Genomic DNA, 25,621 nt, shown 5'->3' with positions numbered 1-25,621 from the left:
GCTCATGAGCACGGACACGCGCGGCGACGCACGACAGCAGTGGAAGGCGTGGCGCGAAGAGCGCACGGAGACGGTCTCGGCGCCGTACGGACCCCTGGCCCTGACGGGCACGTACTGGCTCGCCGACGCCCCCGAGGGGCGCATTCCCGCCATTCCCGGGCAGTGGGCCGCGGAGGAGGACGCGGTCCGGCTGACCGCCGCGGCCACCGACGGACTCACCCTGGACGGCCGGCCGCTGGACGGCGTGGTCCGGCTCCGCGCGGACAAGGGCCCGGCGGCCGCCGCCCGGGTCTCGTACGGGGGGCGCAAGCTCGTGGTGATACGGCGGGAGGGGCTGTGGGCGGTGCGCGTCTTCGACCCCGGCTCGGCCGGGCGGCGGGAGTTCGCCGGGATCGACGTCTTCGGCCACGACGAGGAGTGGGCGCGCTCCGGTTCCTTCCGCCCGCACGGCAGCCGCCGGCGGATCAGCGTGGCGAACGCGGACGGGCGGGAGCGGAGCCTGGGCCTCGACGGCGAGCTCGTGTTCACCGCCCCCGGCCGCGCCGGCGGCGGTGAACACGCCCTGCAGGTCGCGGTGGAGGTGGACGGCACCCTGTGGGCGGTCTTCGCCGACGCGACGAGCGGCACGTCGAGCTACCGGTTCCGTTTCCTGCGCGCGCCCGCGCCGGGCGCCGGCGGGCAGGTGACGCTCGACTTCAACCGGGCGCTGCTGCCGCCGTGCGCCTTCGCGGACCACTTCATCTGCCCGTTCCCCCCGCCGGGCAACGAGCTGCCGTTCGCCCTGGAGGCGGGGGAGCGGGACGTCCTGCGCGGCTGAACGGGACATTCGCCCAAGGGCCTCCCGTGGCTGAACGGGAGGCCCTCCGTGGCCGAAGCGGACCCCTTGCCACCGGCGTGCGACGCCGGAAGCCGCCGTCCGAAAGCGGGCCGCGGCTCTTGCGCCGGGCGCCGGACGGCCCGAATACTCCCGAACAGCGCTTGTCAGGGGCACGACGAAAACGGAATCCCGCGTGCCCGTATGGCTGCGCCTCACCGACCCCACTCGGGAGGAACCACGTGAAGAACCACGTGAGGATCAAGCGCACCACCCCCCGCCCGCTCGCCCGCACGGCGACCCGCATCGCCCTCGCCTCCGCCCTCGCGGCCGGCGCGGCCCTCGTCGGCACGGCCGCCCACGCCGAGACCACCTCCGGATCCACCGCGGCCGCGGCGTCGGTCACGGCCCGGCTCGCCTCCGCCGGAGCGGCCGTCCAGGCGGCGGACGTCGCCGGCACCGCCTGGGCCGTCGACCAGGACAGCGGCACGCTCGTGGTCACCGCCGACTCCACCGTCTCCGACACCGCCCTCGCGAGAATCAAGCAGCAGGCCGGCCCCGCCGCCGGGGCCATACGCATCGAACGGACGCCCGGCACCCTCCGTCCGTACCTCGCCGGCGGCGACGCGATCTACGCGCCCACCTGGCGCTGCTCGCTCGGCTTCAACGTGCACAAGGGCAGCACCGCCTACTTCCTCACCGCAGGCCACTGCACCCAGGGCAAGCCGCCCTACTACACCAACTCCGGGCACACCACCAGCATCGGCCCGACCACCGGCACCAGCTTCCCGGGCAACGACTACGGCATCGTGCAGTACACGAACGGCTCCCTCCCGCACCCGAGCGAGGTCAACCTCTACAACGGCCGCACCCAGCGGATCACCGGCGCGGGCAACGCGAGCGTCGGCCAGGCCGTCCAGCGCAGCGGCTCCACGACCGGCGTGCACGGCGGCAAGGTCACCGGCCTCAACGCCACCGTCAACTACGGCAACGGCCAGGTCGTCCGCGGCCTGATCAAAACCACTGTGTGCGCCGAGCCCGGTGACAGCGGCGGCGCCCTCTTCGCGGGCTCCACCGCCCTCGGCCTCACCTCCGGCGGCAGCGGGAACTGCAGCTCCGGCGGGACGACGTTCTTCCAGCCCGTCGGCCCCGCGCTGAAGGCCTACGGCGTGACCATCGGCTGACGGCCGCCGGCCGGGGCGGGCACCACCGCGCCGCACGCCTTCCCGGCCGGCAGCACAGGAGCCCCGGGTCCGCACGCCGGGGCCGGGGGCTCGACCCTGCGCCGGATACGGGCATACCGTGGACATAACGCCTGAGATGGACGGCAGGGGGCCTCCCATGGTCGAAGATCTGGTGGTGGCAGCGGTGGGCGTGGCGTCCGCCGGGGCGGTGTACGTCATGGCGGCGGCCCGTGTGGTCAAGCAGTACGAGCGCGGCGTGGTGCTGCGGCTCGGGCGGCTCATGCCCGAGATCCGGCCGCCGGGGTTCACCCTGGTCATTCCGGGCGTCGACCGGCTGCGCAAGGTGAACATGCAGATCGTCACGATGCCCGTGCCGGCCCAGGAGGGCATCACCCGCGACAACGTCACCGTCCGGGTGGACGCCGTCGTCTACTTCAAGGTCGTCAACCCCGCCGAAGCGGTGATCGCCGTCGAGGACTACCGCTTCGCGGTCTCCCAGATGGCCCAGACGTCCCTGCGCTCGATCATCGGCAAGAGCGATCTGGACGACCTCCTCTCCAACCGGGAGAAGCTGAACCAGGGCCTGGAGCTCATGCTCGACAGCCCCGCGATCGGCTGGGGCGTGCAGATCGACCGGGTGGAGATCAAGGACGTCTCGCTGCCGGAGACGATGAAGCGGTCCATGTCCCGCCAGGCGGAGGCGGAGCGCGAGCGGCGGGCCCGGGTGATCAACGCGGACGCGGAGCTGCTGGCGTCGAAGAAGCTCGCCGAGGCGGCGGCCACGATGGCCGACCAGCCGTCGGCGCTGCAGCTGCGGCTGCTGCAGACGGTGGTGGCGGTGGCGGCGGAGAAGAACTCGACGCTGGTCCTGCCGTTCCCGGTGGAGCTCCTGCGCTTCCTGGAGCGCTCGGCGCAGCAGGGGCTGGTCCCCCCGGACCCGCCGCCCCGCGCGAGGCCTGCGGCCCGCGAGGCCCCCGAAGCCCCCGAGATCCCCGAAGCCCCCGAGGTCCCTGAGGTCTCCGAGACCCCCGCGCCGCCCCCGCCGGAAGAGCTCCCGCCGAGCGGGCCGGCCTGACGGCCGGAGAAGCGGCCCGGCGGTGTCCGGCACGGACGGCACCGCCGGGCCGCGCCGTGGTGGTGCCTCGCCGTTGCGGCGGTGAGGGAGTGCGGTGCGGGTTGGTGGTGGGGTCCCGAGCGTGAGTGCGGTGGTGATCTGCCGCGCCCGTGCGGCCACGGCGCGGCGCCGTCGGGGCGTCTTGCGGTGACGTCGCATCCGTTGCGGCAATAGGGGGTCGCCCGGTACCCCGATGGCGTAACACCGCGCCGCCGGATCACCGCTCGGGGGCGTGCCCCAACCCCTCGTACCCCGCGCGTAATTCCTCCCGGAGCGCGCGCAGCGCCCCCCGCGCCAAGGCAATTCCGCCTTGTGCGCGCCCTCCCCGCGTCCGGGATACTCGACGAGTCAACTTGGCATGGACGCGCCCTCTGTAAAGCCGTCGGCGAGCCCGTGTCGTACGTCCTCCGGGCACCGGCGCACGACCCGGCGCCTCACGGCCCAACCCCCCACTGGAGGTGACGAGTTGAAGCGTAGATGGATTCCCGCGCGCGCCGCCCTAGCCGCCGCGTCCGCCGTCGTCCTCGCGGCGGTGACCCTCAGTCCACAGCAAGCCGATGCCTCCCCCACCGCCACCACCCGCGCCCCGTCCGCCGCCGCGGACGCCTCCCTCGCCGGGACGCTCGTCGCCGCCTTGGGGGATGCCGTCGCCGGTTCGTACTACGACTCCGCCCTCGGCAGGCTCGTCGTCAACGTCACCGACGAGAAGGCCGCCGGCCCGGTCCGCGAAGCGGGTGCCGCGCCCCGCCTCGTGGAGCACTCCCAGGCCGAGCTCGACGCCGCCCGCACGGAGCTGGACTCGCGCATCAACACCCCGGGCACCGCCTGGGCGGCCGACCCGCGCCTCAACAAGGTGGTGGTCACCGCCGACCCCACGGTCGCGGCGGCCGACCTGGCGGAGCTGAAGGAGACCGCGCGCTCGCTCGGCAGCACCGTGGTGGTCAGGAGGTCGGCGGCGAAGCTCACGCGGTTCATCGCGGGCGGGGACGCCATCTGGGGCGCGCGGCACCGCTGCTCGCTCGGCTTCAACGTGACGTGGCCCGGCCACCCGAACGGCGGCTTCCTGACGGCCGGCCACTGCGGCCAGGCCGAGTCCCGCTGGTCGGCGACGAACGGCGGCCAGACCGTCGCGGAGACGAGGGGCTGGACGTTCCCCGGCCACGACTTCGCCATCGCGGAGTACACCGCCGCGGTCCCGCACCCGAGCGCCGTGAACCCCGGCCAGCGGGCCATCACCGGCGTCGGCACCGCGACCGTCGGCCAGGCGATCAGCCGCAGCGGCTCGACGACGGGCCTGCGCACGGGCACGGTCACCGCCGTCAACGCCACCGTCAACTACCAGGAGGGCCAGGTCACCGGCCTGATCGAGACGACCGCCTGCGCCGGCGCGGGCGACAGCGGTGGCCCCCTCTTCGCCGGGGACAAGGCGCTGGGCCTGCTGTCCGGGGGTTCGGGGAGCTGCACGATGCCGGTGCCGGCGCCGCGGACGTACTTCCAGCCGGTCCAGGGCCCCCTCGCCACGTACGGCGTGACCATCCCCTGAGCTTCCCGCCTCCGCACGGCATGCCGCGGCCCCCGGACACACCTCCACGGTGTCCGGGGGCCGCTTCACGTTCGGTCCGGCCGCTCTGCGGGACGTCAGAACTCGAAGAGCGTGCCCTTGCCCGCCTTCGCCTCGCACGGGTTCCCGAAGGTGCGCTCGAAGCGGATCCGCTGGCCCTCCCAGACGCCGTCGGCGGTGACGACGATCGGGTTCCATTCCTTGGTGCAGGCGGTGCCGGACTTGATGGTGGTGAGCTTCTTGAAGTCACCGCCGGCCGCCCGCAGCGCGTCGCAGGCACCCTTCGGGTTCGGGTGTGTGCCGATCGCCTGGGGGAAACAGGTCAGGGTCACCGCGCGGTCGACCGAGGCCTCGGTGGAGTTGGCACCGTGGCCGGTGGTCAGGACCATGGCGGAGGCCGCGTACAGGCTCTGCGCCTGTATCGCGGGGGCAGGTGCAGGTGCAGGTGCGGCGCTCGCGGTCGTCGTTCCGGCGGCCAGGAGGCCGCCGCCCAGTACCAGCGCGGCGCCCATCGCGATGCCCCCAGTGATGTACCGCATTCCGAACACTCCCTTGCTCGTGGCTGCAGATAACGGACGGAAGTCTTACCCAAGTTGGGCATGAACGCACATGGATCGAACACTTTCAGTCGCTGGTTGAAAACCCTCGGTAGTGGCCGGATCTCGTGTGAGGCACGTCTCATACGGGCCTCGGTGGACAGGGTCCGGTTTCGCCTGGCGTCCGCTTCGGGGTAATTGCGGGGATTTAATGTTACGGGGATATTGACCAGCAAGGATTCCTTGTAATCAACGCCGAATTACCCAACTCGCCTTTAAGAAGATGGATTGCGGACGCTCATTTCATTGGATCTAATGATCCGCACGCCGGGTCGGGCGATCCCCGCACACCGGCCGAAAAGAGGCCCGCCATGTGACCGAGCGGCGGCCGGAGCGATACAGGAGCGCGGCAGCAAATGGCCGAAGAGCACTCAGGGAGACCCCCTCGGGACACCCTCGAAGCGCCCTCCCACGGGCCCTCCGCCACCCCCTCCCGCGGCCCCTTCGCCACCGCCTGCCGGGCTTTCCGCCGCGACCGCACGGGCATGGCCGCCCTCGCCGTCGTCGTGTTCTGCGCGCTGCTCGCGGCCGCCGCGCCCCTGGTCACGGCCCTCTACGGGAAGGACCCCACCTCCCACTACGGGCAGCAGACCCCCGGTCTGCTGAACGCCGAGGGCCTTCCGGTCCTGCCCAACGGCGGCATCTCCGCCGACCACTGGTTCGGCATCGAACCCGGCCTCGGACGCGACGTGTTCGCCCAGCTCGTGTACGGCATGCGCACGTCGCTGCTGGTGGCCCTCGCCTCCGTCGCCGTGATCGCCGTGGTGGGCGTCGTCCTCGGCGTGACCGTCGGCTACCTGAGCGGCCTCGCCGACCGGGCCTTCACTTTCGTATGCAATGCACTGCTCGGTTTTCCGACACTTCTGCTTCTCCTCGCGCTCAGCCCGGTGATCCAGACCCGCTTCGTCGGCCCCGGTGAGAACGAGCCCGCCTGGATGCAGTTCACCTCGCTCGTCCTGGTGTTCTCGGCCTTCGGCTGGGTGCCGCTCGCCATGGTCCTGCGCACCTCCGTACGGGCCCTGCGCGAGCGGGAGTTCGTCGAGGCGGCGCGCGCCGTCGGAGCGAGCCGCCGGCACGTCGTGCTGCGCGAGCTGCTGCCCAACGTGTGGGCGCCCGTGCTCGTGCACGTCACGCTCGCCGTCCCCGGCATCGTCACCGCCGAGGCCGCGCTGTCCTTCCTCGGCGTCGGCATCAACGAGCCGGTCCCCGACTGGGGCCGCATGATCTCCCGCGGCTCCGAGGTCTTCTACGACGACCCGACCTACATGGTCTTCCCGGGCGCGGCGATCCTCGTCTTCGTCCTCGCCTTCAATCTCCTCGGCGACGCGGTCCGGGACGCGCTCGATCCGCGCATCGCCCGCTGAGGCCTCCGCCGGGAGCGTCGCCGGCTGCGGGTCGTCCGTGGCTGGTCGCGCAGTCCCCCGCGCCCCTTACAGGGCGCTCCGCCTTTCCCCTGTCCTTCCTCAACCCGGAGTTCACCATGGTCCGATTCAGCCCGCGCACCGCAGCCGTCCCGGCGCTCGCCACCGCCGCCGCCCTGCTGATGTGCTCCTGCTCGGCCGGTGCCGGTGCGGGCGGCGGGGATCAGGAGAAGGGCGAGGCCGCCACCAAGAGCGGCCGGCGGCTGACCGCCACGCTCGGTACCGCCGAGGACAGCCGGGGCCCGGCCCCCGCCGTCGAGGGCGCCCGCACCGGCGGCACGATCCGCATCGCCAACGTCAACGACTACGGCCATCTCGACCCGCAGAAGACCTACGCGGGCGAGTCGTACAGCACGTCCCTGCTGTGGGGCCGCCAACTGACTCAGTATCAGGTCGTCGGCGGCAAGCCCAAGCTCGTGGGCGACCTCGCCACCGACACCGGGCAGTCCTCCGACGGCGGCCGCACCTGGACGTACAAGCTCAAGGACGGCATCGCCTGGGAGGACGGCGAGCCCATCACGTCCGAGCACGTCAAGTACGGCATCGAGCGCACCTTCGCCCCAGGCTTCGAACTCGGCCCCAGCTACTGGCCCGAGTGGCTCACCGGCTCCGAGGACCGCACGGCCGCCGTGAAGAAGTACGCCGGGCCCGAGCACGGCGACCTCGACGCCATCGAGACGCCCGACGCCAAGACGATCGTCTTCCACTTCCCGCAGCCGCAGTCCGACGTGCCCTACATGGCCGCCCAGTCCTCCTCGTCCCCCGTCCGCAAGGACAAGGACACCGGCACCGGCTACGACACCCGGCCCTTCGCCACCGGCCCCTACCGGATCGCCGCGCACAAGCAGAACCAGAGCCTGACCCTGGAGCGCAACCCGCACTGGAAGCCGGAGACCGACCCCATCCGCCACCAGTACGCCGACCGCTTCGAGTTCACCTTCGGCAAGAAGATCCTCAACACCGCGCAGGAGGTCCTCAACGGGCGCGGCGACGGCCCCGCCACCCTCTCCACCCAGAGCGAGGTGCCGCCGGAGCTCTACGCCGAGGCCCGGCGCGACGCGGGCAAGAAGGACCTCCTCGTCGCCGGCAGCCAGGGCGCCTACACCAGCGACCTCTACATCAAGAACAGCCGCGTCACCGACCCCGAGGTCCGCAAGGCCATCCACTACCTCTTTCCGCGCGAGCAGGCCCGGCAGGTCCTCGGCGGCCCGCGCATGGGCGACTTCGCCACCACGCTCTCCTCGCCCGCCGTCGTCGGCTGGAAGAAGTACGACCTCTACCCCGTGTCGCCCGCCGGGGACGTCGAGAAGGCCAAGGAACACCTCGCCAGGGCGAAGACGAAGGTCGACACGCTCACCTACGCGTACGAGAGCGACGCCCCCGAGAAGGACCGCCTCGCCCAGGTCCTCGTCGACGCCTTCGCCAAGGCGGGCATCAAGCTCGTCACCAAGCCCCTGGAGAAGGCCGCGTTCACCAACGAGGTCTTCCGCGGCCCCGCCCCCTACGACCTGTGGCTGTCCACCAACTCCGTCGACTGGCCCACCCCGTCCACGCTGCTGCCCGACAGCTACCACAGCAAGCTCGACGCCCTCGCCAACTCCATCCGCTACAGCAACCCCGAGGTCGACAAGGAACTGGAGCGCATCGCCGGCATCGGCGAGGCGCAGCAGAAGGCCGACGCCCTCATCGCCCTCGAACAGACCGTCATGAAGGACGTCCCGGTCGTGCCGTTCCTCTACACGAGCGTCACCCAGTTCCGCGGGAAGAACATCGGCGGCGCCGCCATCCACCCGATCTACGGCTCCATCGCGGCGGCCGACCTGTACCTGAAGAGGTCGTAAGGCTCCATGACCGGCTACCTCCTGCGGCGGGCCCTCCAGGCCGCGGCGGTGCTCCTCGCGATCACCGCCGCCGCCTTCGGCCTCTTCTACGCCGCCCCCTCCGACCCCGCGCTCATCGCCTGCGGCCCCAAGTGCGACACCGCACAGGTCGAGGCCGTCCGCCACAGCATGGGCCTCGACCAGCCACTGACCGGCCAGTATCTCGACTACCTGCGCGGCCTCGTCGCCGGCCGCACCATCAGCGACGTCGACGGCAGCCCCATCGACTGCGCCGCCCCCTGCCTCGGCTACTCCTACACCCTCCACCAGCCGGTCCTCGACGCCATCGGCGACCGCTTCCCCGTCACCCTGTCGCTGGCGGGCGGGGCGCTCGTGGTGATCGTCGTCCTCGGCACCGGCGCCGGTTTCACCGCTGCGCTGCGCCGCGGCACGGCCACCGACCGGCTGCTGTCCGGCTTCACCCTGGTCGGCGCGAGCGTGCAGATCTACTTCCTCGGCTACGCCGTGCAGTACCTGCTCGTCTACCGGACCGGGCTCGTACCGCTGCCCGGCTACGCACCCCTCGCCGACGGGCCGGGCCCGTGGGCCGCCGGGCTGTTCCTTCCCTGGCTCGTCCTCGGCTTCGTCAACGCCGCCGTCTTCGCCCGTCTCACGCGCTCCCAGACGCTGGAGACGATGCACGAGGGGTACGTGCGGACGGCCCGCGGCAAGGGGCTCACCGCGCTGCGGGCCCACGTGAAGTACACGGCGCGCGGCGCCGCCGGGCCCCTCGTCCAGCTGCTCGGGCTGGAGGCCGGGGCGCTCTTCGGCGGCGCGTTCATCACCGAGACCGTCTTCGGGCTCGGCGGCGTCGGCAAGCTCGCCGTCGACGCCGTCGTCCAGAACGACCTGCCGACGGTCGTCGGCACGGTGCTGTTCGCCGCCTTCTTCGTCGTGGTGTTCGTGGCCCTCGCCGACCTGGTGGTGGCCCGGCTCGACCCGAGGGTGAGGCTCGCATGACGACACCGGCTCTGTCCGCTGCTTTGTCCGTACGGGACCTGACGGTTTCTTTCCGGGGGCGGGGCGGTACGGAGACCACGGCCGTCGACGGCCTCTCCTTCGAGCTGGAGCGCGGTGAAGTGCTCGGCCTGGTGGGGGAGTCCGGCTCGGGCAAGTCCACCGTCGGGCTGGCCGCGATGGGGCTCCACGACCCGGCCCGTACGCGGGTGAGCGGAAGCGTGCTGGTCGGGGGGACGCAGGTGGTGGGCGCGCCCGAGTCCGCGGTGCGTGCGCTGCGCGGCTCCCGGATCGGCATGGTCTTCCAGGACGCCCTGGCCGCGCTCTCGCCCTTCCACACGGTGGGCGCGCAGGTGGCAGAGGCCTGGCGCATACACGCTCCGGCGGGGGCGGGGCGGCGGGCCGAAGCGAGGGAGAAGGCCCTCGCGATGCTGGAACGCGTCGGCATCCCGGCCGCCCGGGCCCGCGACTACCCGCACCAGTTCTCGGGCGGCATGCGGCAGCGGGTGATGATCGCGATGGCGCTCGTGAACAGCCCGGACGTGGTGATAGCCGACGAACCGACGACCGCGCTGGACGCGCGCGTGCAGCGGCAGATCCTCGGACTGCTCGCGGAGCTGCGGGAGGAGAGCGGTACGGCGGTGCTGCTCGTCACGCACGACGTGGGCGTCGTGGCCGGGACGTGCGACCGCATGCTCGTCATGCGGGGCGGGCGGGGTCTGGAGGAGGGCCCCACCCGCAAACTCCTGACGGACGCGGCACACCCGTACACCCGCGCCCTGATCGGCGCGGCACCGACGCTGAACACGGTGCCGGGCACGCGCTTGCCGACGGTCGACGTGCCGGTGCCGGTGCCGGCGCCGGACGCCGCCGGGCAGGAGCGGTCACCCGCCCCCGCCCGTCCCCTCGCCGAGGTCGTCGGTCTTCGGGTCGAGTTCGGGGGCCGCCGCGGGCTCCTCCGGCGAGGGCGAGGTGGTGCCGTGCAAGCCGTACGGGACGTGAGTCTGCGCATCGACGCCGGGGAGACGCTCGGCCTCGTGGGGGAGTCCGGGTCCGGGAAGTCGACCACGGCGAGGGTCCTCGCGGGGCTGCAACGGCCCACGTCGGGGGACGTGCGGTTCGACGGCCGGGACATCTCCCGCGCCGCGGGCGACACCCGCCTGCGCCGCGAGCTCAGCCGCGACGTACAGCTGGTCTTCCAGGACCCGTACGCGTCGCTCAACCCGCGTCGTACGGTCGAGGAGATCGTGACCACCCCGCTGCGGGTGCACACCGGCCTGGACAAGGGGGAGCGGCGCGCACGGGCGGCCGAGCTGCTGGAGCAGGTGGGCCTGCGAACGGATCATCTGCACCGCTACCCGCACGAGTTCTCCGGCGGCCAGCGCCAGCGCATCGGCATAGCCCGCGCGCTCGCCCTCCGCCCGCGCCTGGTCATCGCGGACGAGCCCGTGTCGGCGCTGGACGTGTCCGTGCAGGCCCAGGTGCTCAACCTGCTCATGGACCTCCGCGCCGAACTGGGCCTGTCCCTGCTGTTCGTCTCGCACGACCTCGCCGTCGTCCGGCACTTCTGCGACCGGGTGGCGGTGATGCGGGCCGGGAGCGTGGTCGAGAGCGGCCCGCGGGACGAGGTCTTCGACGATCCGAAGGCCCCCTACACGCGCGAGCTACTCGCGGCCACGATGTAGAGCGGTGCCCGCGCCGCCGCTGGTGGAGGGGACGGGCGGCGGCGCGGGACGCCGGGGGCGGAGGAGGTCCACGGGGGCGCCGGTGACGTCGTCGGCGAGCAGGAGCGGCCGGGTCTTTCCGGCCGGGCCCTCGCGCAGGGCCCAGGCCAGGTGGCCGTCGGCCCAGAGGGAGAGCGTGCGGATCCAGGGGGCGAGGGCCACCGGGTCCGCGTCCTGCCCGAGGCGGACGAGTGCGCTCCGGAAGGCCGCCTCGGCGGAGGCGTCGTGGGCGAACAGCACCGCGGCGGAGTCGAGGAGAGTCTGAAAGGACGCCAGTTCCCGCACCGGGGCCGGGATCTCGCACCCGCAGACGTATTCGGCAAGGTCGGGCACGGACGCCGGAGCGAGCCCGTCCCACGCCCGCCGTCCGGCCGCGCACTCCCGGAAGCGTGCGGCGACCCGCGCGCGCCACGCGGGCGACATCCCGGGCGCGGTCATCCGCCAGACGTCGGCGAGCGCTCTCTGCAGGGCGGTCCGCGGCGGCTGGGTGCGCCCGCCGTCCGGCGGCAGGAAGTCGGGCAGCGCCTCGTACCCGTACGCGCCCTCCTCCCGGTGGTGGAACCGGTCGTCGAGGACGTGGAACCACACCAGCCAGGCCGCGACCCGCTGCAGCCGCCCGCACGCGGCCTCCGGCGCCACCCGCGCCGCGAACTCCACGCAGCCCGCCCTGCGGAAGCGCCGCTGGGCGGAGAAGGACTGGATCAGCCCGGTGCGCCGCACCCAGCGGTCGGTGAACGCGGCGGCTTCGTCAAGATACGGGCTGACCGGCAAGGGGCCGGCCCCGGGAAGTCCGTCCCCGGGAAGTCCGGACTCGGGGAGATCGGTGACCGGCGGCCGGAAACGGGGCACGATGGGCACGACGTTCCTCAAGGACGAGGGATGCTGATGCCACAGGGTCCACCCCGGCGCGCCGCAGGATCCATGGCCCGGCCCCGATTCTCCAACAGCGCATCAGTGCACGACGGAGCGCACACGACCGTGCGCGCGCCCTCGGGCGACCGGCCCTTACCGGCGCCTCCGGCCACCGCCTGCGAACCGCCGCCGCCGCACTGCCGCGCCGAACCGCTACCGCCGGCCGGTGCCGGAATTGCTACGCTCCCGCCGTGATGCTGCCGACGGTCGACGACATACGCGCGCTGCACGAGAAGTACGCGCCGACGCGCGAGGCGTTCGACCTCGTGTACACGCACTGCGAGATCGTCTGGCGGATCGCCGAGCAGCTGCTGGCCACCGACGGCCACGGGCTCGACACCGGCCTTGTCCGCGCGGGCGCCCTCCTCCACGACATCGGCGTCTACCGGCTCTACGACGGCGCGGGGCGGCTCCGGGCCGGCGAGTACGTCCGCCACGGGGTGCTCGGGCACGAGATCCTCCGGGAGGAGGGCTTCCCCGAGCGGCTGTGCCGCTTCTGCTCCTGTCACACCGGCGTCGGGATCACGCGGCACGACGTCGAGCGGCAGGGGCTGCCCCTGCCGGCGGCCGACTACGTGGCCGAGACCGGCGAGGAGCGGCTGGTGATGTACGCGGACAAGTTCCACACGAAGACCGCTCCTCCGGCCTTCCTCTCCTTCGACGCCTATGCCGCGCACGTGAGCCGGTTCGGTGCGGAAAAGACCGCCGCGTTCCAGGCCTTGCGCAGCCGGTTCGGCGAGCCGGACCTCGCGCCGCTCAGCGCTCGGTACGGACACGCGCAGGGCTGACGCTTCCCAGCCCCCCCAGCCCCCTAGCCCCCCAGACCCTGGCCCAGCAAGTCCGTCAGCCTTCCGGCCCGGGCCAGGCCCTCCAGTTCGTCCAGGGCCGCGCGGGCCTTCGCCGCGGCTTCCGGGTCGCGCCGTTCCAGGCCGCTCTCCGCGAACTCGTCCTCGTCCAGGCGGAGCACCGTGGCGCCGTCGGCCGAGACCCACAGGTCGAGGTCCAGATCGGTGGAGACGACGGCGCCCGGGGTGATCCCGGCGGGGCGGGTGATGTCGCAGTACCAGCCCTTCAGGGTGCCGTCGGCGGCGCGCACCTCCTTGACGGCGTGCCAGCGGTCGCGCCAGTAGTGCTCGGTGAGGACGTCGCCGCGTTCGAAGCGGACGAAGCCGAAGTCCCGGTCCGCCGGGGCCGCCCACGGGGCGCGGACGACGGCGTGGACGCCGTCGTCGCGCACGACGACCGCGGGGTACCCGATACCGGACCGGGACTCCTTGACCAGCGTGACCGTCACGTCACTGCCGGCCTCAAGGGTGGTGCTCGAAGAGCTCAAGGTGCTCGACGCGTTCAAGGGATCCAAGGTGCTCATGGGGCTGAGGTTTCCCCATGAGGGAGGGCCGGGGCCACCGGTTTTAGCCGGTCACCGCCGAGGCGCAGGTGGTCGGGGTGGCGTGGGCCGGGTCGAGGGCGTTGAGGACCTCGTGGGCGACGACGCGGTCGACGGTGCCGATCGCGATGTGCTCGGAGAAGTCCAGGGAGCAGAGTTCCTGGAGCAGGACGTTCCGCACGCCGGGGCCGGACAGGTAGCCGGAGGTGTACGGCGTGACGACCTCGTCGTACTTGGTCGCGATGACCGTGTAGCGGACGCCCGGCACGGTGTCGGGCACGGAGTTCAGGCGCTTGAGGTAGTCGGAGCCGATCGCCTGGTCGGTGAGGCCGGGGGTCAGGCCGCCGAGCGCGTTGCGGGCGCCGGGGATCTTGTCCATGAGGGTGACCAGGCCCGACAGCGTCGTGCCGTGGTTGTTGGGGGCGATGCCGGTGAGGGAGTTCACCTTGTCCTTGCCGCCCAGGAAGTTGAGGTAGTAGCGCGGCATCGCGCCGCCCTGGGAGTGGCCGACGAGGTCCACCTTGTCCGCCCCGGTGGCGGTGCGGACCTTGTCGACGTACGCGGAGAGCTCCTCGGCCGACTTCGCGACCGGGCCGAGGCCGTGGAAGAGCGGTACGCCGGGCAGCTTGCCGTAGTCGAGGGAGAAGACGCAGTAGCCGCGGTTCTTCAGGTAGGGCGCGAGGACGAGCCAGTTGTCCACGGAGTTGCCCATGGTGCCGTGCACGAGGACGACGGGGCGCGGGTGGGCGGCCGACGGCTTGCAGGAGTAGTCGTTCCAGCCGCTGCTGACGGTCGCGGCGGAGGCGCGGGAGTCGGTGGCGGGCCGGGAGCCGGGCGACGGAGCGGCCGCGGCTTCGGGAGCGGTGAGGGCGGCGGCCGAAAGGGCGAGGGCAAGGGCGGGGAGCAGGGTGCGCAGGGGTCTCCAGGGCAGCTTCATATGAACACCTCGCTGGTGGGGGGTGGTCCCCGGCGGTGGGCACACGGGTGACCGGGTACGGGAGTTGGGCTGAAACGGCGTCAACTTACCTGCGAGTAAGAATGCGTTGCGGACCTTGAACGGTCAAGAAGCAGACACGTGTTTTTCATGCTCAGGAATCAGCCACGTAACAGGAGGCCGCTACGGCGCGGCGGTTGCGGGTCAGGCCACGTGCCGCCGGCCGCCCAGCGCCGCCGCGGGACCCACCGCCGACGGCCCGAAGCGGGCGCGCGCCCGGTCGACGGCCGCCTCGACCCGGCGCGCCTTCTCGTCGGCGGGGTCGAACGACAGCTGGTGCGCGGTGGCTCCGGCGTCGCCGAGGCCCTCCGCGCGCAGCGCGACCACCCGCACCCGGGCGCGCTGCAGCCCGAGCGTGTCGTGCAGCGCGTACGCGGTCGCGGTCAGCTCGGGGGTGTGCGCGGTCGGCTCGGCGAAGGTCCGGGAGCGGGTGGTCGCCGACCCGTCCGCGTAGCGCACGGTGAGGGTCAGCCCCCGGGCGACCTGGTTGCTCTCCCGCAGCCGGGCGCCCAGCCGGTCGGCGAGCGTCAGCAGCGCGCGGCGGCGCCGGCCGGCGTCCAGCTCGTCCCGGTCGAAGCGGTGCTCCGCGGCCGCCGAACGGGCCCGCGCCCCGGGGGTGACGGGGGTCGGGTCGATGCCGTGCGCCCGCTCGTGCAGCCGCCGCCCGGCCGCGGGCCCCAGGATCCGCTGCAGCGCGGGCAGCGGCGCGGCGGCGATCCGGCCGACCGTGCCGAGCCCGTACGTGCCCAGGGTGCGGGCGGTGGCCGGGCCCACGCCGTACAGGGCGGCGGCCGGCTTGCCCGCGAGGAACGCGGCCACGGCGGCCGGGTCCCCGGGGAGCGTGCGCACCGCGCCGGGCGGGCCGTCCTGCGCGGCCATCCTGGCCAGCATCGGGTTGTGCGCGATGCCGGCCGTGCAGTCGGCCCCGTACCGGGCGAGGGCCCGCACCCGGACGAGCGCGGCGAGCCCGGCGGGATCCCGGTCGAAGTAGCGCGTGGCGCCGCGGACTTCCATCAGCGCCGCGTCCGGCGGGACCGCCTGCACGACGGGCGACACCTCGGCGAGCAGCGCGAGCAGCCCGTCGTAGGTCTCCTCGCCGAGGGGCGCGCCCCCCTCCGCGTGGAAGTGGAGGTACAGCACGGTGGGCGGGCCGGGCCGCGCGTCCGGCACCGCGGCGAGCCGCGGCCGGGCGCTCATCCCGCGCTCCCCGGGCTCGCGTGCCACAGCTTGCGCCCCGTGGGCGTGCCTTCGCCGGCGGGCCGGAGGTCGGCCCAGGGGTGCATGACGTAACCGGTGGGCAGGTGGATGCGGCGGCCGGACGCGTCGGTGCCGGAGGCGGAAGAGGGGGCGGCAGCGGAGGAGGTGGTGCCCTCTGCGAGGAGCGCGGCGACCGCGTCCAGCCCGCCCTCCGCGCGGAGCCTCGTCAGCTGCGCGAGGTCCCACGCCGCCGCGCCCACCACGCTCAGGCTGCGCGGCCCGCGGCGCTGGACGACGCCGCGGACGAGCAGCAGCCAGGAGTGGAAGACGGTGTGCGCGCAGGCGGGGTGGCTGTCGTCGAAGAAGGCGCAGTCGACCAGGCCCGTGCCGTCGTCGAGGGTGGTGAAGATGACGCGGCGGCCGGAGCGGACCGGCGGCGTCTGAGTGGCGGCCTTGGCGCCCGCGACCAGGACGGTCTCGCCGTGCCGGGCGCCCTGCAGCCGCCGGGCGGGGATGACGCCCAGCTCGCCGAGGAACGCGCGGTGGTCGGACATCAGGTGCCGGGAGGCGTCCATGCCGAGCACGCCGAGCTCGGCGCCGAGCCGTTCCTCCGCGTCCAGGTCGGGCAGGCCGATGGGCTCGGCCCGGACGCCGTCGACGAGGGTGGGCTGGGTCGCGCCCCCGCGCGGCTGCCCATGCCGCTGTCCATGTCGTTGTCCTCGGTGCAGTTCGGCGATGTGCAGCAGCAGGTCGCGGCGGTTGCCGCCGAAGGCATCCAGCGCGCCCACCCGGGCGAGGCGCTCGGCGACGGGCCGGGCGGGCCGGGCGCGGTGCCACAGATCGGGGAGGGAGGTGTACGGGCGGCCGTCCGCGATGCGCGCGGCCTCGGCCTCGCCGATGCCCTGGACGTCGGAGAGGGCCATGCGGAGTCCCCACACGCCGCCGCCGTCCCCCTGATTACCGGACACCAGTTCGATCGAATAGGCCGTGCCCGACCGGTTCACGTCCAGCGGCAGGATCGGCACCCCGCGCCGCCGCGCGTCCGCGAGCAGCAGCCGCTTGGGGTACATGCCCGGGTCGTGGGTGAGCAGCCCCGCGTAGAAGGCCGCCGGGTGATGGGCCTTCAGCCACGCCGACTGGTAGGTCGGCACGGCGAACGCGACGGCGTGCGCCTTGCAGAAGCCGTAGCTGCCGAACGCCTCCACGATCTCCCAGGTGCGGCGCACGGATTCGGGCGAGCGGCCGAGCTTCGCCGCCTCCCGCTCGAACCACACCCGCACCCGGCCCACCAGCTGCGGGTCCGACAGCGCGCGGCGCGTCTCGTCCGCGAAGTGCCGGTCGCAGCCGGTCATGATGTGCAGGATCTCGATGATCTGCTCGTGGAAGACGACCACGCCGTACGTCTCGCGCAGCGCTTCCTCCAGCTCCGGGTGCGGGTAGCGCACGGGCGCCCGCCCGTGCCGGGCCTCGATGAAGGGCCGCACCATGTCCGCCGCGACCGGGCCCGGCCGGAAGAGGGAGATGTCCACCACGAGGTCGTGGAAGGTCGCGGGCTGCAGCCGGCCGACGAGGTCGCGCTGGCCCGGCGACTCGATCTGGAAGCAGCCGAGCGTCTCGGTGGAGCGGATCAGCTCGTACGTGCGGGGGTCGCCCGGCGGCACGTCCGCGGGGTCGTCGAGGTCGATGTGCCGCCCGGTGGCCCGCTCGACCTCGGCCACCGCGTGCGCCATCGCGGACTGCATCCGCACGCCCAGCACGTCGAGCTTGAGCAGCCCGAGCCGCTCCACGTCGTCCTTGTCGAACTGCGCCATGGGGAAGCCCTCGCCGCTGGTCGGCACGACGGGCGTGCGGGCGCGCAGGGTCGCGTCGGACAGCAGCACGCCGCACGGGTGCATGGCGATGCCGCGCGGCAGCCCGTCCAGCGCCTCGACCAGCTCCCACAGCCGGCCGTGGTCCTCCGCAGCCACCTCGCGCAGCTCGGGCAGCTCGGCCAGCGCCGCGCGGGCGTCGCGGGCGCGGATGTGCGGGAACGCCTTGGCGAGCCGGTCCACCTCGGCCGGGTCCTTGCCGAGGGCCGCGCCCACGTCCCGGATCGCGTGCCGGACCCGGTAGGTCTCGGGCATGGAGACGGTCGCGACCCGGTCCGCGCCGAAGCGGTCGAAGATCGCGCGGTAGACGTCCAGGCGGCGCGCGGACTCCACGTCGACGTCGATGTCGGGCAGCGCCTTGCGGTGGGCGGACAGGAAGCGCTCCATCAGCAGGCCGTGCTCGACGGGGTCGGCGTGCGCGATGCCGAGCAGGTGGTTGACGAGGGAGCCCGCGCCGGAACCGCGGGCGGTGACCCGGATGCCGAGGGCGCGGGTGTCGTCCACGACCCGGGCGACGGTGAGGAAGTACGAGGCGAGGCCGCGCCGGGCGATGGTGTCCAGCTCCTCCTCCAGCCGCTGCCGGTAGCGGTGCTTCCGGTCGTATCCGCGCAGCACCATGCCCGCCGTGCAGCGGGAGCGCAGCACGCGGTCGGCGGTGCGGCGACCGGCGCCGACCAGGTGCGCCTCGGGGAAGTGGATGCCGCCGAGCCCCAGGTCGTCCTCGGGGTCGACCAGGCACGCGGCGGCGGTCTCCTCGGTCGTGGCGAGCAGCCGGCGGGCCGCGTCCCGGCCGAGCCCGGCCGCCTCGGTGATCCGCCCGGCGAGGGCGGCCATGGCGGCGGGCCCCTTGAGCCAGCGCTCGCCGCTGTCGAGGGACTCCGGCTCACGGGGGTCGATCGGCACCAGCCGGCGGGCCGCGTCGAGGACGTCGGCGACGGGCCCCTGGCCGGGGTCGGCGTAGCGCACGGCGTTGCTGAGGACGGCGGGGACGCCCTGGTCGGCGGCGAAGCCGGCGGTACGGGCGGCGAGCCGCAGGGAGCCGGGACCGGTGCGGCCGTGGCAGACGACCTCCAGCCGCAGGGCGTCACCGAACATTTCCCGCCAGGGCGCGAGCAGCCGGGCGGCCCGGTCCGGGCGGCCGGCGGCGAGGGCGCGGCCGGGCTCGGAAGCGGGGCCGAGGAGGACGTGCAGGGGGGCGCGGATGCCGGGGGCGGCCGCTGCGAGGTCGTCGCGGGTGAGCTCGGGGCGGCCGGCGGCGGGGTTCGCGTGGGCCGCGGAGACCAGCCCGCACAGGGCGGCCCAGCCGCGCGCGCCGTCCCGGGCGAGGAAGACGGCGCGGGGCGCGGACTCGTCGACGAAGGCGCCGCCGCGCACGGGGGTGCGGCGCCGCCGCGGGTCCTGCCGCGGCGGCTCCTCCCGCACGGCCAGGTCCACGCCGAACACCGGGCGCACTCCGGCCGCGGCGCTCGCCACGGCGAACCGGACCGCTCCGGCGAGGGTGTCGCGGTCGGTGAGGGCGACGGCGTCCATGCCGCGCTCGGCGGCGCGCTCGGCCAGCCGCTCGGGGTGCGTGGCCCCGTAGCGCATCGAGAAGCCCGATGCGGTGTGCAGGTGCGTGAACGCGCCGACCCCGGTCATCGCACCTCCTGCCGTTCCTGTCACCCCCTGGCTGAAAACCGCCCTCTCTCTCCACCATAAACCACGCTCTCGAACATTCGTACGAACACGTTTGCGAGTGCGGGGAAGGTGCGGCCACGACGGCGGGGTACGAGGCGGGGCTGCGATCACCCGGACGGCCCGCACGGCCTGCGCGGGGCCGCCGCACCCCGCAGGCTCGGGGCATGCCCTCATTCGTCCAGGAACTGCGGAGCGCGGTGACGGGCCGGGCCGCCGTCCTGGTGATCGGCACCCTGGTGCTCCAGCTCGCCTTCATCGCGTCCTACGTCGGTGCCTTCCACAGCCCCCGCCCGAAGGACGTCGCCCTCGGCGTCGTCGCCCCGCGGCAGATCGGCGGGCAGCTGGTGCAGCGGCTGGACGGGCTGCCGGGCGATCCCCTGGACCCGCGCACGGTGGACGGGGGCGAGCCGGAGGCCGCCGCGAAGATCCGCAACCGCGACCTCGACGCCGCCCTCGTCGTCGACCCCCGCGGCACCACCGACACCCTCCTCGTCGCCGGCGGCGCGGGCGCCTCCCTCGCCCAGGCCACCGAGGCGGTGCTCACCCGGGCCGAGGCGGCCGACGGGCGCACGGTACGGGTCAAGGACGTCGCGCCCGCCGCGGCCGGCGACGCCCGCGGCCTGACGTCCTTCTACCTGGTGGTCGGGTGGTGCGTGGGCGGCTACCTGTGCGCCGCGATCCTCGCCATCAGCGCGGGCGCCCGGCCCGCCAACCCCCACCGGGCCGTCATCCGCCTCGGCGCCCTCGCCCTCTACGCGGCCGCCGCCGGCCTCCTCGGGACCGTCATCGCGGGCCCCGTCCTGGACGCGCTGCCCGGCGGCATCCTCGGACTGTGGGGCCTGGGAACGCTGGTGGTCTTCGCGGTCGGGGCGACGACGCTCGCCCTCCAGGGCCTCGCCGGCATCGTCGGCATCGGCCTGGCCATCGCCATCGTGGTCGTCCTCGGCAACCCCAGCGCGGGCGGCGCCTACCCGTACCCCCTCCTGCCCCCCTTCTGGAACGCCATCGGCCCCGCCCTCCCGCCGGGCGCCGGCACCTGGTCCGCCCGCTCCATCGCCTACTTCCACGGCAACGGCCTGACCGCACCCCTGCTGGTGCTGTCGGCATGGGCGGTGGCGGGAGTGGCGGTGACGATGGCGTGCGCGACGCTGCGGCGGCTGCGACCGCCGGCGCCGGCCGCCTCATCGGCGGCGGAGCGGCCAAGGCCGCCCCGCCCCTGAAGGGTCCGGCTCGCGCCGGCCCGGGTCAGGGGTGTGCGGGCGGCCGGATCTGGGCTTCGATGCCGTCGCAGAGCAACCGCACGCTCCGTACGAACTTCTCGTCCAGGTCATGGGCCGAGGCCGACGCCGCGGACACGGTCATCGGAAAGCGTTCGTGGAGTTCGGCGACGGCCCCGGGTGTGACGGGCACGGCGGGCGGATCGCCCTGCTCCTGCAGCACGAACCCGGTGACGTGGCTGAGCAGCGCATCGGCGGCGACGCCGCGCTGCCCCTCGGGCACTCCGGCGTCCAGCAGGGTCTGCAGCAGCCGTTCCATCAACGACAGCGCTCCGGTGCTGAGGACCTTCGGGCTGTCGGCGAACAGGTCGGCACCGCCGGGATGTTGCCGGATGCTGTGGCGCAGCGCGACGGCCTGGGCCTCCAGCCGGCTCTTCCAGCCGGCCTGCCCGGGGAGGGCCGTGAGCGCGGCCGTGCCGGCGTCGTAGGCCTGCCGGGCCAGCCGGTCCGCCATCAGCTGGAGCAGGGCGCTCTTGCTGGGCACGTGGTAGTAGAGGCTCCCGGCGTGCACGCCGAGCCGCTCCGCCACCTTTCGCATGGACAGTCCCTGATATCCCGATTCAGCGAACACGGTCATGCCTGCGTCGATGATCAGGTCCGCGGTCAGCTTCATGGACGCAAGGGTATCCACAGTTTTCCAACACTGTTTGAATCTGGCCGCCGCTGCCGCTAAGGTCCCTGTCATCGCAGGTCAAACAGGGGGATGGGGGCGGCGATGGGCGCGATCGTGTTCAACGTGACCACGGCTGGGCTGATGGTGCTGATGTTCAAGGCCGGCATGGCCCTGATCGGGCCGGAGACCGTGGGCCGGCGCCGTCCGCCGTGGGCCGCGGCCGGGCTGGCCGTGATCGCGATCGGCGCGGTGGTGACGCAGCTGTGCTGGTCGGGGGCGATGGACGCCTTCGACGCCGACCCGGGCAAGACGGGCTGGTGGCGCGTGGTCACCTCGGTCTTCATGCAGAACGGCGGCCTCTTCGGCGGGGCGTGGAACATCGCCACCCTCGTGGTCGTCGCCGCGCTCGCGGAGTGGTTCTGGGGCGCCCCTCTGATGGTGGGCCTGTTCGCCGCGGGCATTCTCCTGCCGCAGCACATCGACGCCCTCTTCGGCGAGTCCGACCGGGCCACTGCCGATCCCCGCAACTTCGCCGGGAGTTCGGGCGCCACCTACTTCCTCGCCGCGACCCTCGCCGCCGCCCTCCTGCTGCGCGCCGCCCGTGGCGGTACGCCGGTGGAGCGGCTGCTCGCGCTCGCCGTGCCCGTCGCCGGCCTGGCCATGTGGTTCGCCCAGTCCAACGGGCACGGACTGGTGGCGGTGTACGGCTTCGTCCTCGGCGCTCTGGTCCGGGCCCTGGCCCGCCCGCTCCTCCGCCCCGACCGGGACCTCCGGCGTCCCCCGCGGATAACGGTGGCCTCGCTGACGGGCCTCGCCGGGCGGCGGTTCCGGCAGGCCGGTTAGGGTCCCGGCAGGCCGGTCAGGGAAGAACAGGCGTGCTTCAGCTGCTAGTCCCGCCCCCTTCCCCTCCGGAAGGACGAGAAGCCCAGCGACGCCGCCCCCAGTACCGCCGGGATCAGCAGCAGCGCCCCCGAGAAGGCCAGCACCCCCGTCGTCAGCAGGGAGCTCCCCACCGCCGCGTACCGCAGCCACGTCCGCCGGGGGAGGAGGGCGAGTGCCGACAGGAGGCCCGCCAGGGTGACCGAGGCGAGGCAGGTGGAGGTGGCGCGCATCAGGCCGTCCAGGTCGCCCCCGCCGAGCCGGGCCGCAACGCCGACCGCCGTGCAGGCGCCCGCCAGTACGGCCAGGCTCCGCCGCGGCACCTCGCCGGGGCCGCCGCCGCGGGCCAGCCAGCGGGGCGCGGCGCCGTCGCGGCCGAGGGCGGCGCCCAGGCGGGAGGCGCCGGCGAGATAGGTGTTGACGGCGCCGAAGGTGAGGAAGAGGGCCGCCACCGCGGCGATCGGGCGGGCTGCCGTTCCCGCGCTCTGCGCGAGCAGGTCGGTCAGCGGGGTGTCCGTGTCCGCCGCGGCCGGGCCGAGGGCGCCGATCGTCGTCACGGCGAGGCCGAGGTAGAGGACGGAGACCACGGCCAGGGTGTACGCGGTGACCCGGGGCAGGTCGCGGGCCGGGTCCGCGAACTCGCCGGACAGGTGGCTGGCCGCCTCCCAGCCCGCGAAGGCGAAGAACAGCACGCCCGCGGCGGAGCCCACCGAGCCCCAGCCGTGCGGCATGAACGGGGTGAAGTGCGCGGAGGTCATGTGGGGCGCGGCCGCGAGCGCGGCGCCCAGCAGCACCGCCGCCAGCAGGCCGACGAGCAGCAGCTGGACGCGCCCGGAGAGGTGCAGCCCGCCGCAGTTGGCCGCGAACGACGCGGCGATGACCACGGCCCCGATCGCCGTGGCGGCCGTCGTGCCCAGGCCGAGCGCCCCCGCCACGTACTGGCCGCCGATCAGGGCCGCCGCCACGACGCCGATCGGCACGGCCCCGTAGAACCACCAGCCGACCGCGGCCGCGGCCCGCGGGCCCGCCGCCCGGTGCACGAAGGTCGCCACCCCGCCGCCGTCCGGGAACCGGGCGCCCAGGGCGGCGAACGACAGGGCCACGGGCACGCTCGTCACGAGCAGGACCAGCCAGGCCAGGATCGAGGCCGGGCCGGCCGCGTCGGCGGCCAGCGCGGGCAGGGCCAGGACGCCCGGGCCGAGGACGGCCCCGGCGCACAGGGCGGTACCGCCGCCGATGCCGAGCCGCCGAACGGACGGCCGGGGAGGGGCGGGAGCGTGGGTGGTTCGTACGGTCACGGGGGCCGAAGTTAGCCGGACCGGTGGGAGCGTGGGGATCCCGCCGAACGAAATTCGGCGCGTGCGGCATTATGTGGCCCCATGGACGACATAGATTCGGCGATCGTCAGGGAACTGCAGCGCGATGCACGGCAGACCAACCGCGACCTGGCCCGCACCCTCGGCATCGCCCCCTCCACCTGCCTGGAGCGGGTGCGGGCGCTGCGGCAGCGCGGGGTGATCACCGGGTACCGGGCGACGGTCGACCTGCGGGCGCTCGGGCGGCCGGTGCAGGCCCTGCTGTCGGTGCGGATCCGGCCGATGAGCCGGGAGGTCATCGAGGGCTTCAAGGCGTATCTCATCGGGCTGCCCGAGGTGCTCAACGTGTACGTCGTCGCGGGCGGGGACGACTTCCTGGTCCACGTGGCCGTGCCCGAAGTCGACGACCTGCACAGCCTGCTGATGGACCGCTTCTCCGGACGCCGCGAGGTCGTGGACTTCCGCAGCTCCGTGATCTACCAGCACGTGACCAAGGACGTGGTGGGGCCGCTCGTGACAGGGTGACGGCATGGACGCAAGCAGCCCCGCGGGCGCGAGCCGCAGCCCTCGCACCCCTGCCTCCCGCACCCCCGCCCTCGATCTCGTCCGCACCGTGGTGGATCCCGGCAGCTGGCACTGCTGGGACGAGCCCGCCGGCATCACGACGGACGACCCCGCCTACCGCGCCGACCTCCTCGCCGCGCGCGAGCGCACCGGGCTCGACGAGTCCGTCGTCACCGGCGAGGGGCGGGTGCACGGCCGCCGAGTGGCCGTCGTGGCCTGCGAGTTCCGCTTCCTGGCCGGGTCGATCGGCGTCGCGGCGGGGGAGCGGCTGGTCCGCGCGGTGGAGCGGGCCACGGCCGAGCGGCTGCCGCTGCTCGCGGCGCCGGCCTCGGGCGGCACGCGGATGCAGGAGGGCACGGTGGCCTTCCTGCAGATGGTCAAGGTCGCCGCCGCCATCACCGACCACAAGGCGGCCGGCCTGCCCTACCTCGTCCACCTCCGGCACCCCACGACGGGCGGCGTCCTCGCCTCGTGGGGCTCGCTCGGCCACCTCACGTCCGCCGAACCGGGCGCCCTCATCGGCTTCCTGGGCCCGCGCGTCCACGAGGCCCTGTACGGCGAGGAGTTCCCGCCGGGAGTGCAGGTCGCGGAGAACCTGCTGGCCCACGGCCTCGTGGACGCCGTTCTGACCGCCGAGCAGCTGCCGGGGGTCATCGGGCGGGCGCTGGCGGTGCTGTGCGGCGAGCCGTCGCCCGCGGCCTCCTCCCGGGAGGCCGCGGAGACCCCGGAAGCCCCGGAGGCCACCGAGCCCCCGGAGGCCACCGAGCCCCCGGAAGCCCCCGAGACCCCCGAGACCCCCGAGACCCCCGAGACCCTCGCCGCCCCCGTCCCCGCCCCCTCCGCCGCCGAGTCGATCCGCCGCTCCCGCGACCCCGGGCGCCCCGGCGTCCGCACGCTGCTGGACGCCGCCGCCACCGACGTCACCCTCCTCAGCGGCACGGGCGCGGGGGAGCGCGACCCCGGGCTGCTGCTCGCGCTCGCACGCGTCGGCGGCACGCCCTGCGTGGTGCTCGGCCACGACCGCGGAAGCCGTACGGCCGGGGATGCCGGGAGCGTTGGGGGTGCCGAGGCCGCCGGGGGTGCCGGTGGCGTGCCCGCCGCCGGGCAGGCGCTCGGCCCCGCCGGACTGCGCGCGGCCCGGCGCGGGATGCGGATCGCCGCCGAACTGGGCCTGCCGCTGCTCACCGTGGTCGACACGGCGGGCGCCGCGCTGTCCCGGGACGCCGAGGAGGGCGGCCTGGCCGGCGAGATCGCGCGCTGCCTGGCCGACCTGGTGACCCTGCCCGCGCCGACGCTGTGCCTGCTGCTCGGCCAGGGCGCGGGCGGCGCCGCGCTCGCCCTGCTCCCCGCCGACCGCGTCGTCGCGCTCCGGCACGCGTGGCTGTCGCCGCTGCCGCCCGAGGGGGCGTCGGCGATCCTCCACCGCACGACGGACCGGGCCCACGAGGTCGCCGGCCGGCAGGGCGTGCGCTCCGCGGATCTCCTCGCGCACGGCATCGCCGACCTTGTGGTCGAGGAGCCGGACGCCGGGCCGGCCGCGGCGACCGGCGATTTCCTGCCGCGCCTCGGAGCCCTTCTGGGCGCCGAAATGGCCGCCCTCGGGGCGCGCGAGCAGGGCGAACGCCTGGCCGAGCGGCGTGCGCGCTACCGGCGGATCGGGCTGGGAAGCTAAGGCTCCGGGCGTCG

At 74.1% G+C, this 25,621-nt stretch carries 21 protein-coding genes; 13 read left to right on the top strand and 8 right to left on the bottom strand.

Translation table 11 applies throughout. The annotated features are described in order from the left end of the window. The first annotated feature begins 4 nt into the window (after positions 1 to 4). From ACFZCD_RS27955 to ACFZCD_RS27940, 4 genes are all read left to right on the top strand, one after another. Complete coding sequence (locus ACFZCD_RS27955; protein WP_391835527.1) at positions 5 to 817, top strand: DUF1684 domain-containing protein; 813 nt, start codon at positions 5 to 7, stop codon at positions 815 to 817. Between the two features lie 251 nt (positions 818 to 1,068). After that, positions 1,069 to 1,998 (top strand): S1 family peptidase, encoded by a 930-nt coding sequence (locus ACFZCD_RS27950; protein WP_391835667.1) that lies wholly within the window; start codon positions 1,069 to 1,071, stop codon positions 1,996 to 1,998. Positions 1,999 to 2,155: 157 nt separating this feature from the next. Next, positions 2,156 to 3,073 carry a slipin family protein gene (locus ACFZCD_RS27945; protein ID WP_391835525.1) on the top strand — a complete coding sequence of 306 codons (918 nt, stop codon included), beginning with the start codon at positions 2,156 to 2,158 and terminating at the stop codon, positions 3,071 to 3,073. A 505-nt stretch (positions 3,074 to 3,578) separates the two neighbouring features. After that, positions 3,579 to 4,655: a S1 family peptidase gene (locus ACFZCD_RS27940; RefSeq protein WP_391835523.1), complete on the top strand. Its 1,077-nt coding sequence runs from the start codon at positions 3,579 to 3,581 to the stop codon at positions 4,653 to 4,655. 95 nt (positions 4,656 to 4,750) lie between these two features. Here ACFZCD_RS27940 and ACFZCD_RS27935 read toward each other — a convergent pair whose 3' ends face one another. Then, the gene (locus tag ACFZCD_RS27935; protein WP_391835521.1) at positions 4,751 to 5,212 is read right to left on the bottom strand and encodes a subtilase-type protease inhibitor; all 462 of its coding nucleotides are present in this window, start codon (positions 5,210 to 5,212) and stop codon (positions 4,751 to 4,753) included. Between the two features lie 413 nt (positions 5,213 to 5,625). Here ACFZCD_RS27935 and ACFZCD_RS27930 point away from each other — a divergent pair, with 413 nt between their 5' ends. From ACFZCD_RS27930 to ACFZCD_RS27915, 4 genes are all read left to right on the top strand, one after another. Then, the gene (locus ACFZCD_RS27930; RefSeq protein ID WP_391835519.1) at positions 5,626 to 6,633 is read left to right on the top strand and encodes an ABC transporter permease; all 1,008 of its coding nucleotides are present in this window, start codon (positions 5,626 to 5,628) and stop codon (positions 6,631 to 6,633) included. 116 nt (positions 6,634 to 6,749) lie between these two features. Continuing rightward, a complete protein-coding gene (locus tag ACFZCD_RS27925; RefSeq protein WP_391835517.1) occupies positions 6,750 to 8,531 on the top strand; it encodes an ABC transporter substrate-binding protein in 1,782 nt (593 codons plus the stop codon). Between the two features lie 6 nt (positions 8,532 to 8,537). Continuing rightward, positions 8,538 to 9,530: an ABC transporter permease gene (locus ACFZCD_RS27920; RefSeq protein ID WP_391835515.1), complete on the top strand. Its 993-nt coding sequence runs from the start codon at positions 8,538 to 8,540 to the stop codon at positions 9,528 to 9,530. After that, positions 9,527 to 11,212: a dipeptide ABC transporter ATP-binding protein gene (locus ACFZCD_RS27915; RefSeq protein ID WP_391835513.1), complete on the top strand. Its 1,686-nt coding sequence runs from the start codon at positions 9,527 to 9,529 to the stop codon at positions 11,210 to 11,212. The genes ACFZCD_RS27920 and ACFZCD_RS27915 overlap by 4 nt, the downstream gene beginning before the upstream one ends. Here ACFZCD_RS27915 and ACFZCD_RS27910 read toward each other — a convergent pair. Further along, positions 11,192 to 12,109: a hypothetical protein gene (locus ACFZCD_RS27910; protein ID WP_391835511.1), complete on the bottom strand. Its 918-nt coding sequence runs from the start codon at positions 12,107 to 12,109 to the stop codon at positions 11,192 to 11,194. The two genes, ACFZCD_RS27915 and ACFZCD_RS27910, sit on opposite strands and share 21 nt — an antisense overlap. A 248-nt stretch (positions 12,110 to 12,357) precedes the next feature. Here ACFZCD_RS27910 and ACFZCD_RS27905 point away from each other — a divergent pair, with 248 nt between their 5' ends. Continuing rightward, positions 12,358 to 12,951: an HD domain-containing protein gene (locus tag ACFZCD_RS27905; RefSeq protein ID WP_391835665.1), complete on the top strand. Its 594-nt coding sequence runs from the start codon at positions 12,358 to 12,360 to the stop codon at positions 12,949 to 12,951. A gap of 23 nt (positions 12,952 to 12,974) precedes the next feature. Here the strand turns inward: ACFZCD_RS27905 and ACFZCD_RS27900 are convergent, their stop codons facing one another. From ACFZCD_RS27900 to ACFZCD_RS27885, 4 genes are all read right to left on the bottom strand, one after another. After that, entirely contained in the window at positions 12,975 to 13,532 is a 558-nt protein-coding gene (locus ACFZCD_RS27900) for a DUF402 domain-containing protein (protein WP_391835509.1), read from the bottom strand. A gap of 43 nt (positions 13,533 to 13,575) precedes the next feature. Continuing rightward, positions 13,576 to 14,487 carry an esterase/lipase family protein gene (locus ACFZCD_RS27895; RefSeq protein WP_391835507.1) on the bottom strand — a complete coding sequence of 304 codons (912 nt, stop codon included), beginning with the start codon at positions 14,485 to 14,487 and terminating at the stop codon, positions 13,576 to 13,578. A gap of 201 nt (positions 14,488 to 14,688) precedes the next feature. Continuing rightward, on the bottom strand, positions 14,689 to 15,741 hold the full coding sequence (locus tag ACFZCD_RS27890) for a hypothetical protein (protein WP_391835505.1): 1,053 nt from the start codon (positions 15,739 to 15,741) through the stop codon (positions 14,689 to 14,691). After that, entirely contained in the window at positions 15,738 to 19,247 is a 3,510-nt protein-coding gene (locus ACFZCD_RS27885) for a DNA polymerase III subunit alpha (RefSeq protein WP_391835503.1), read from the bottom strand. Before ACFZCD_RS27885 ends, ACFZCD_RS27890 begins: the two co-directional genes overlap by 4 nt. Before the next feature lie 203 nt (positions 19,248 to 19,450). Here ACFZCD_RS27885 and ACFZCD_RS27880 point away from each other — a divergent pair, with 203 nt between their 5' ends. Beyond that, on the top strand, positions 19,451 to 20,506 hold the full coding sequence (locus ACFZCD_RS27880; protein WP_391835501.1) for a DUF3533 domain-containing protein: 1,056 nt from the start codon (positions 19,451 to 19,453) through the stop codon (positions 20,504 to 20,506). A 25-nt stretch (positions 20,507 to 20,531) separates the two neighbouring features. Here the strand turns inward: ACFZCD_RS27880 and ACFZCD_RS27875 are convergent, their stop codons facing one another. Further along, positions 20,532 to 21,176: a TetR/AcrR family transcriptional regulator gene (locus tag ACFZCD_RS27875; RefSeq protein WP_391835499.1), complete on the bottom strand. Its 645-nt coding sequence runs from the start codon at positions 21,174 to 21,176 to the stop codon at positions 20,532 to 20,534. A 123-nt stretch (positions 21,177 to 21,299) separates the two neighbouring features. Here ACFZCD_RS27875 and ACFZCD_RS27870 point away from each other — a divergent pair, with 123 nt between their 5' ends. Continuing rightward, positions 21,300 to 22,019: a hypothetical protein gene (locus ACFZCD_RS27870; RefSeq protein WP_391835497.1), complete on the top strand. Its 720-nt coding sequence runs from the start codon at positions 21,300 to 21,302 to the stop codon at positions 22,017 to 22,019. A 44-nt stretch (positions 22,020 to 22,063) separates the two neighbouring features. Here ACFZCD_RS27870 and ACFZCD_RS27865 read toward each other — a convergent pair whose 3' ends face one another. Then, positions 22,064 to 23,353, bottom strand: a complete 1,290-nt coding sequence (locus ACFZCD_RS27865) for an APC family permease (protein WP_391835495.1) — start codon at positions 23,351 to 23,353, stop codon at positions 22,064 to 22,066. 81 nt (positions 23,354 to 23,434) lie between these two features. On the opposite strand from ACFZCD_RS27865, the gene ACFZCD_RS27860 reads away from it, so the two are divergent. Together ACFZCD_RS27860 and ACFZCD_RS27855 are read left to right on the top strand one after the other, a co-directional pair. Then, on the top strand, positions 23,435 to 23,896 hold the full coding sequence (locus ACFZCD_RS27860; RefSeq protein ID WP_391835493.1) for an Lrp/AsnC family transcriptional regulator: 462 nt from the start codon (positions 23,435 to 23,437) through the stop codon (positions 23,894 to 23,896). 4 nt (positions 23,897 to 23,900) lie between these two features. Then, positions 23,901 to 25,607, top strand: a complete 1,707-nt coding sequence (locus ACFZCD_RS27855) for a carboxyl transferase domain-containing protein (protein ID WP_391835491.1) — start codon at positions 23,901 to 23,903, stop codon at positions 25,605 to 25,607. The last annotated feature ends 14 nt before the right edge of the window (positions 25,608 to 25,621 follow it).

The sequence above is a fragment of the Streptomyces sp. NPDC008001 genome (assembly GCF_042958085.1).
GTDB lineage: Bacteria > Actinomycetota > Actinomycetes > Streptomycetales > Streptomycetaceae > Streptomyces.
Note: the sequence above shows the minus strand (reverse complement) of the source record. Positions and strands in the feature narration are given on the sequence as shown.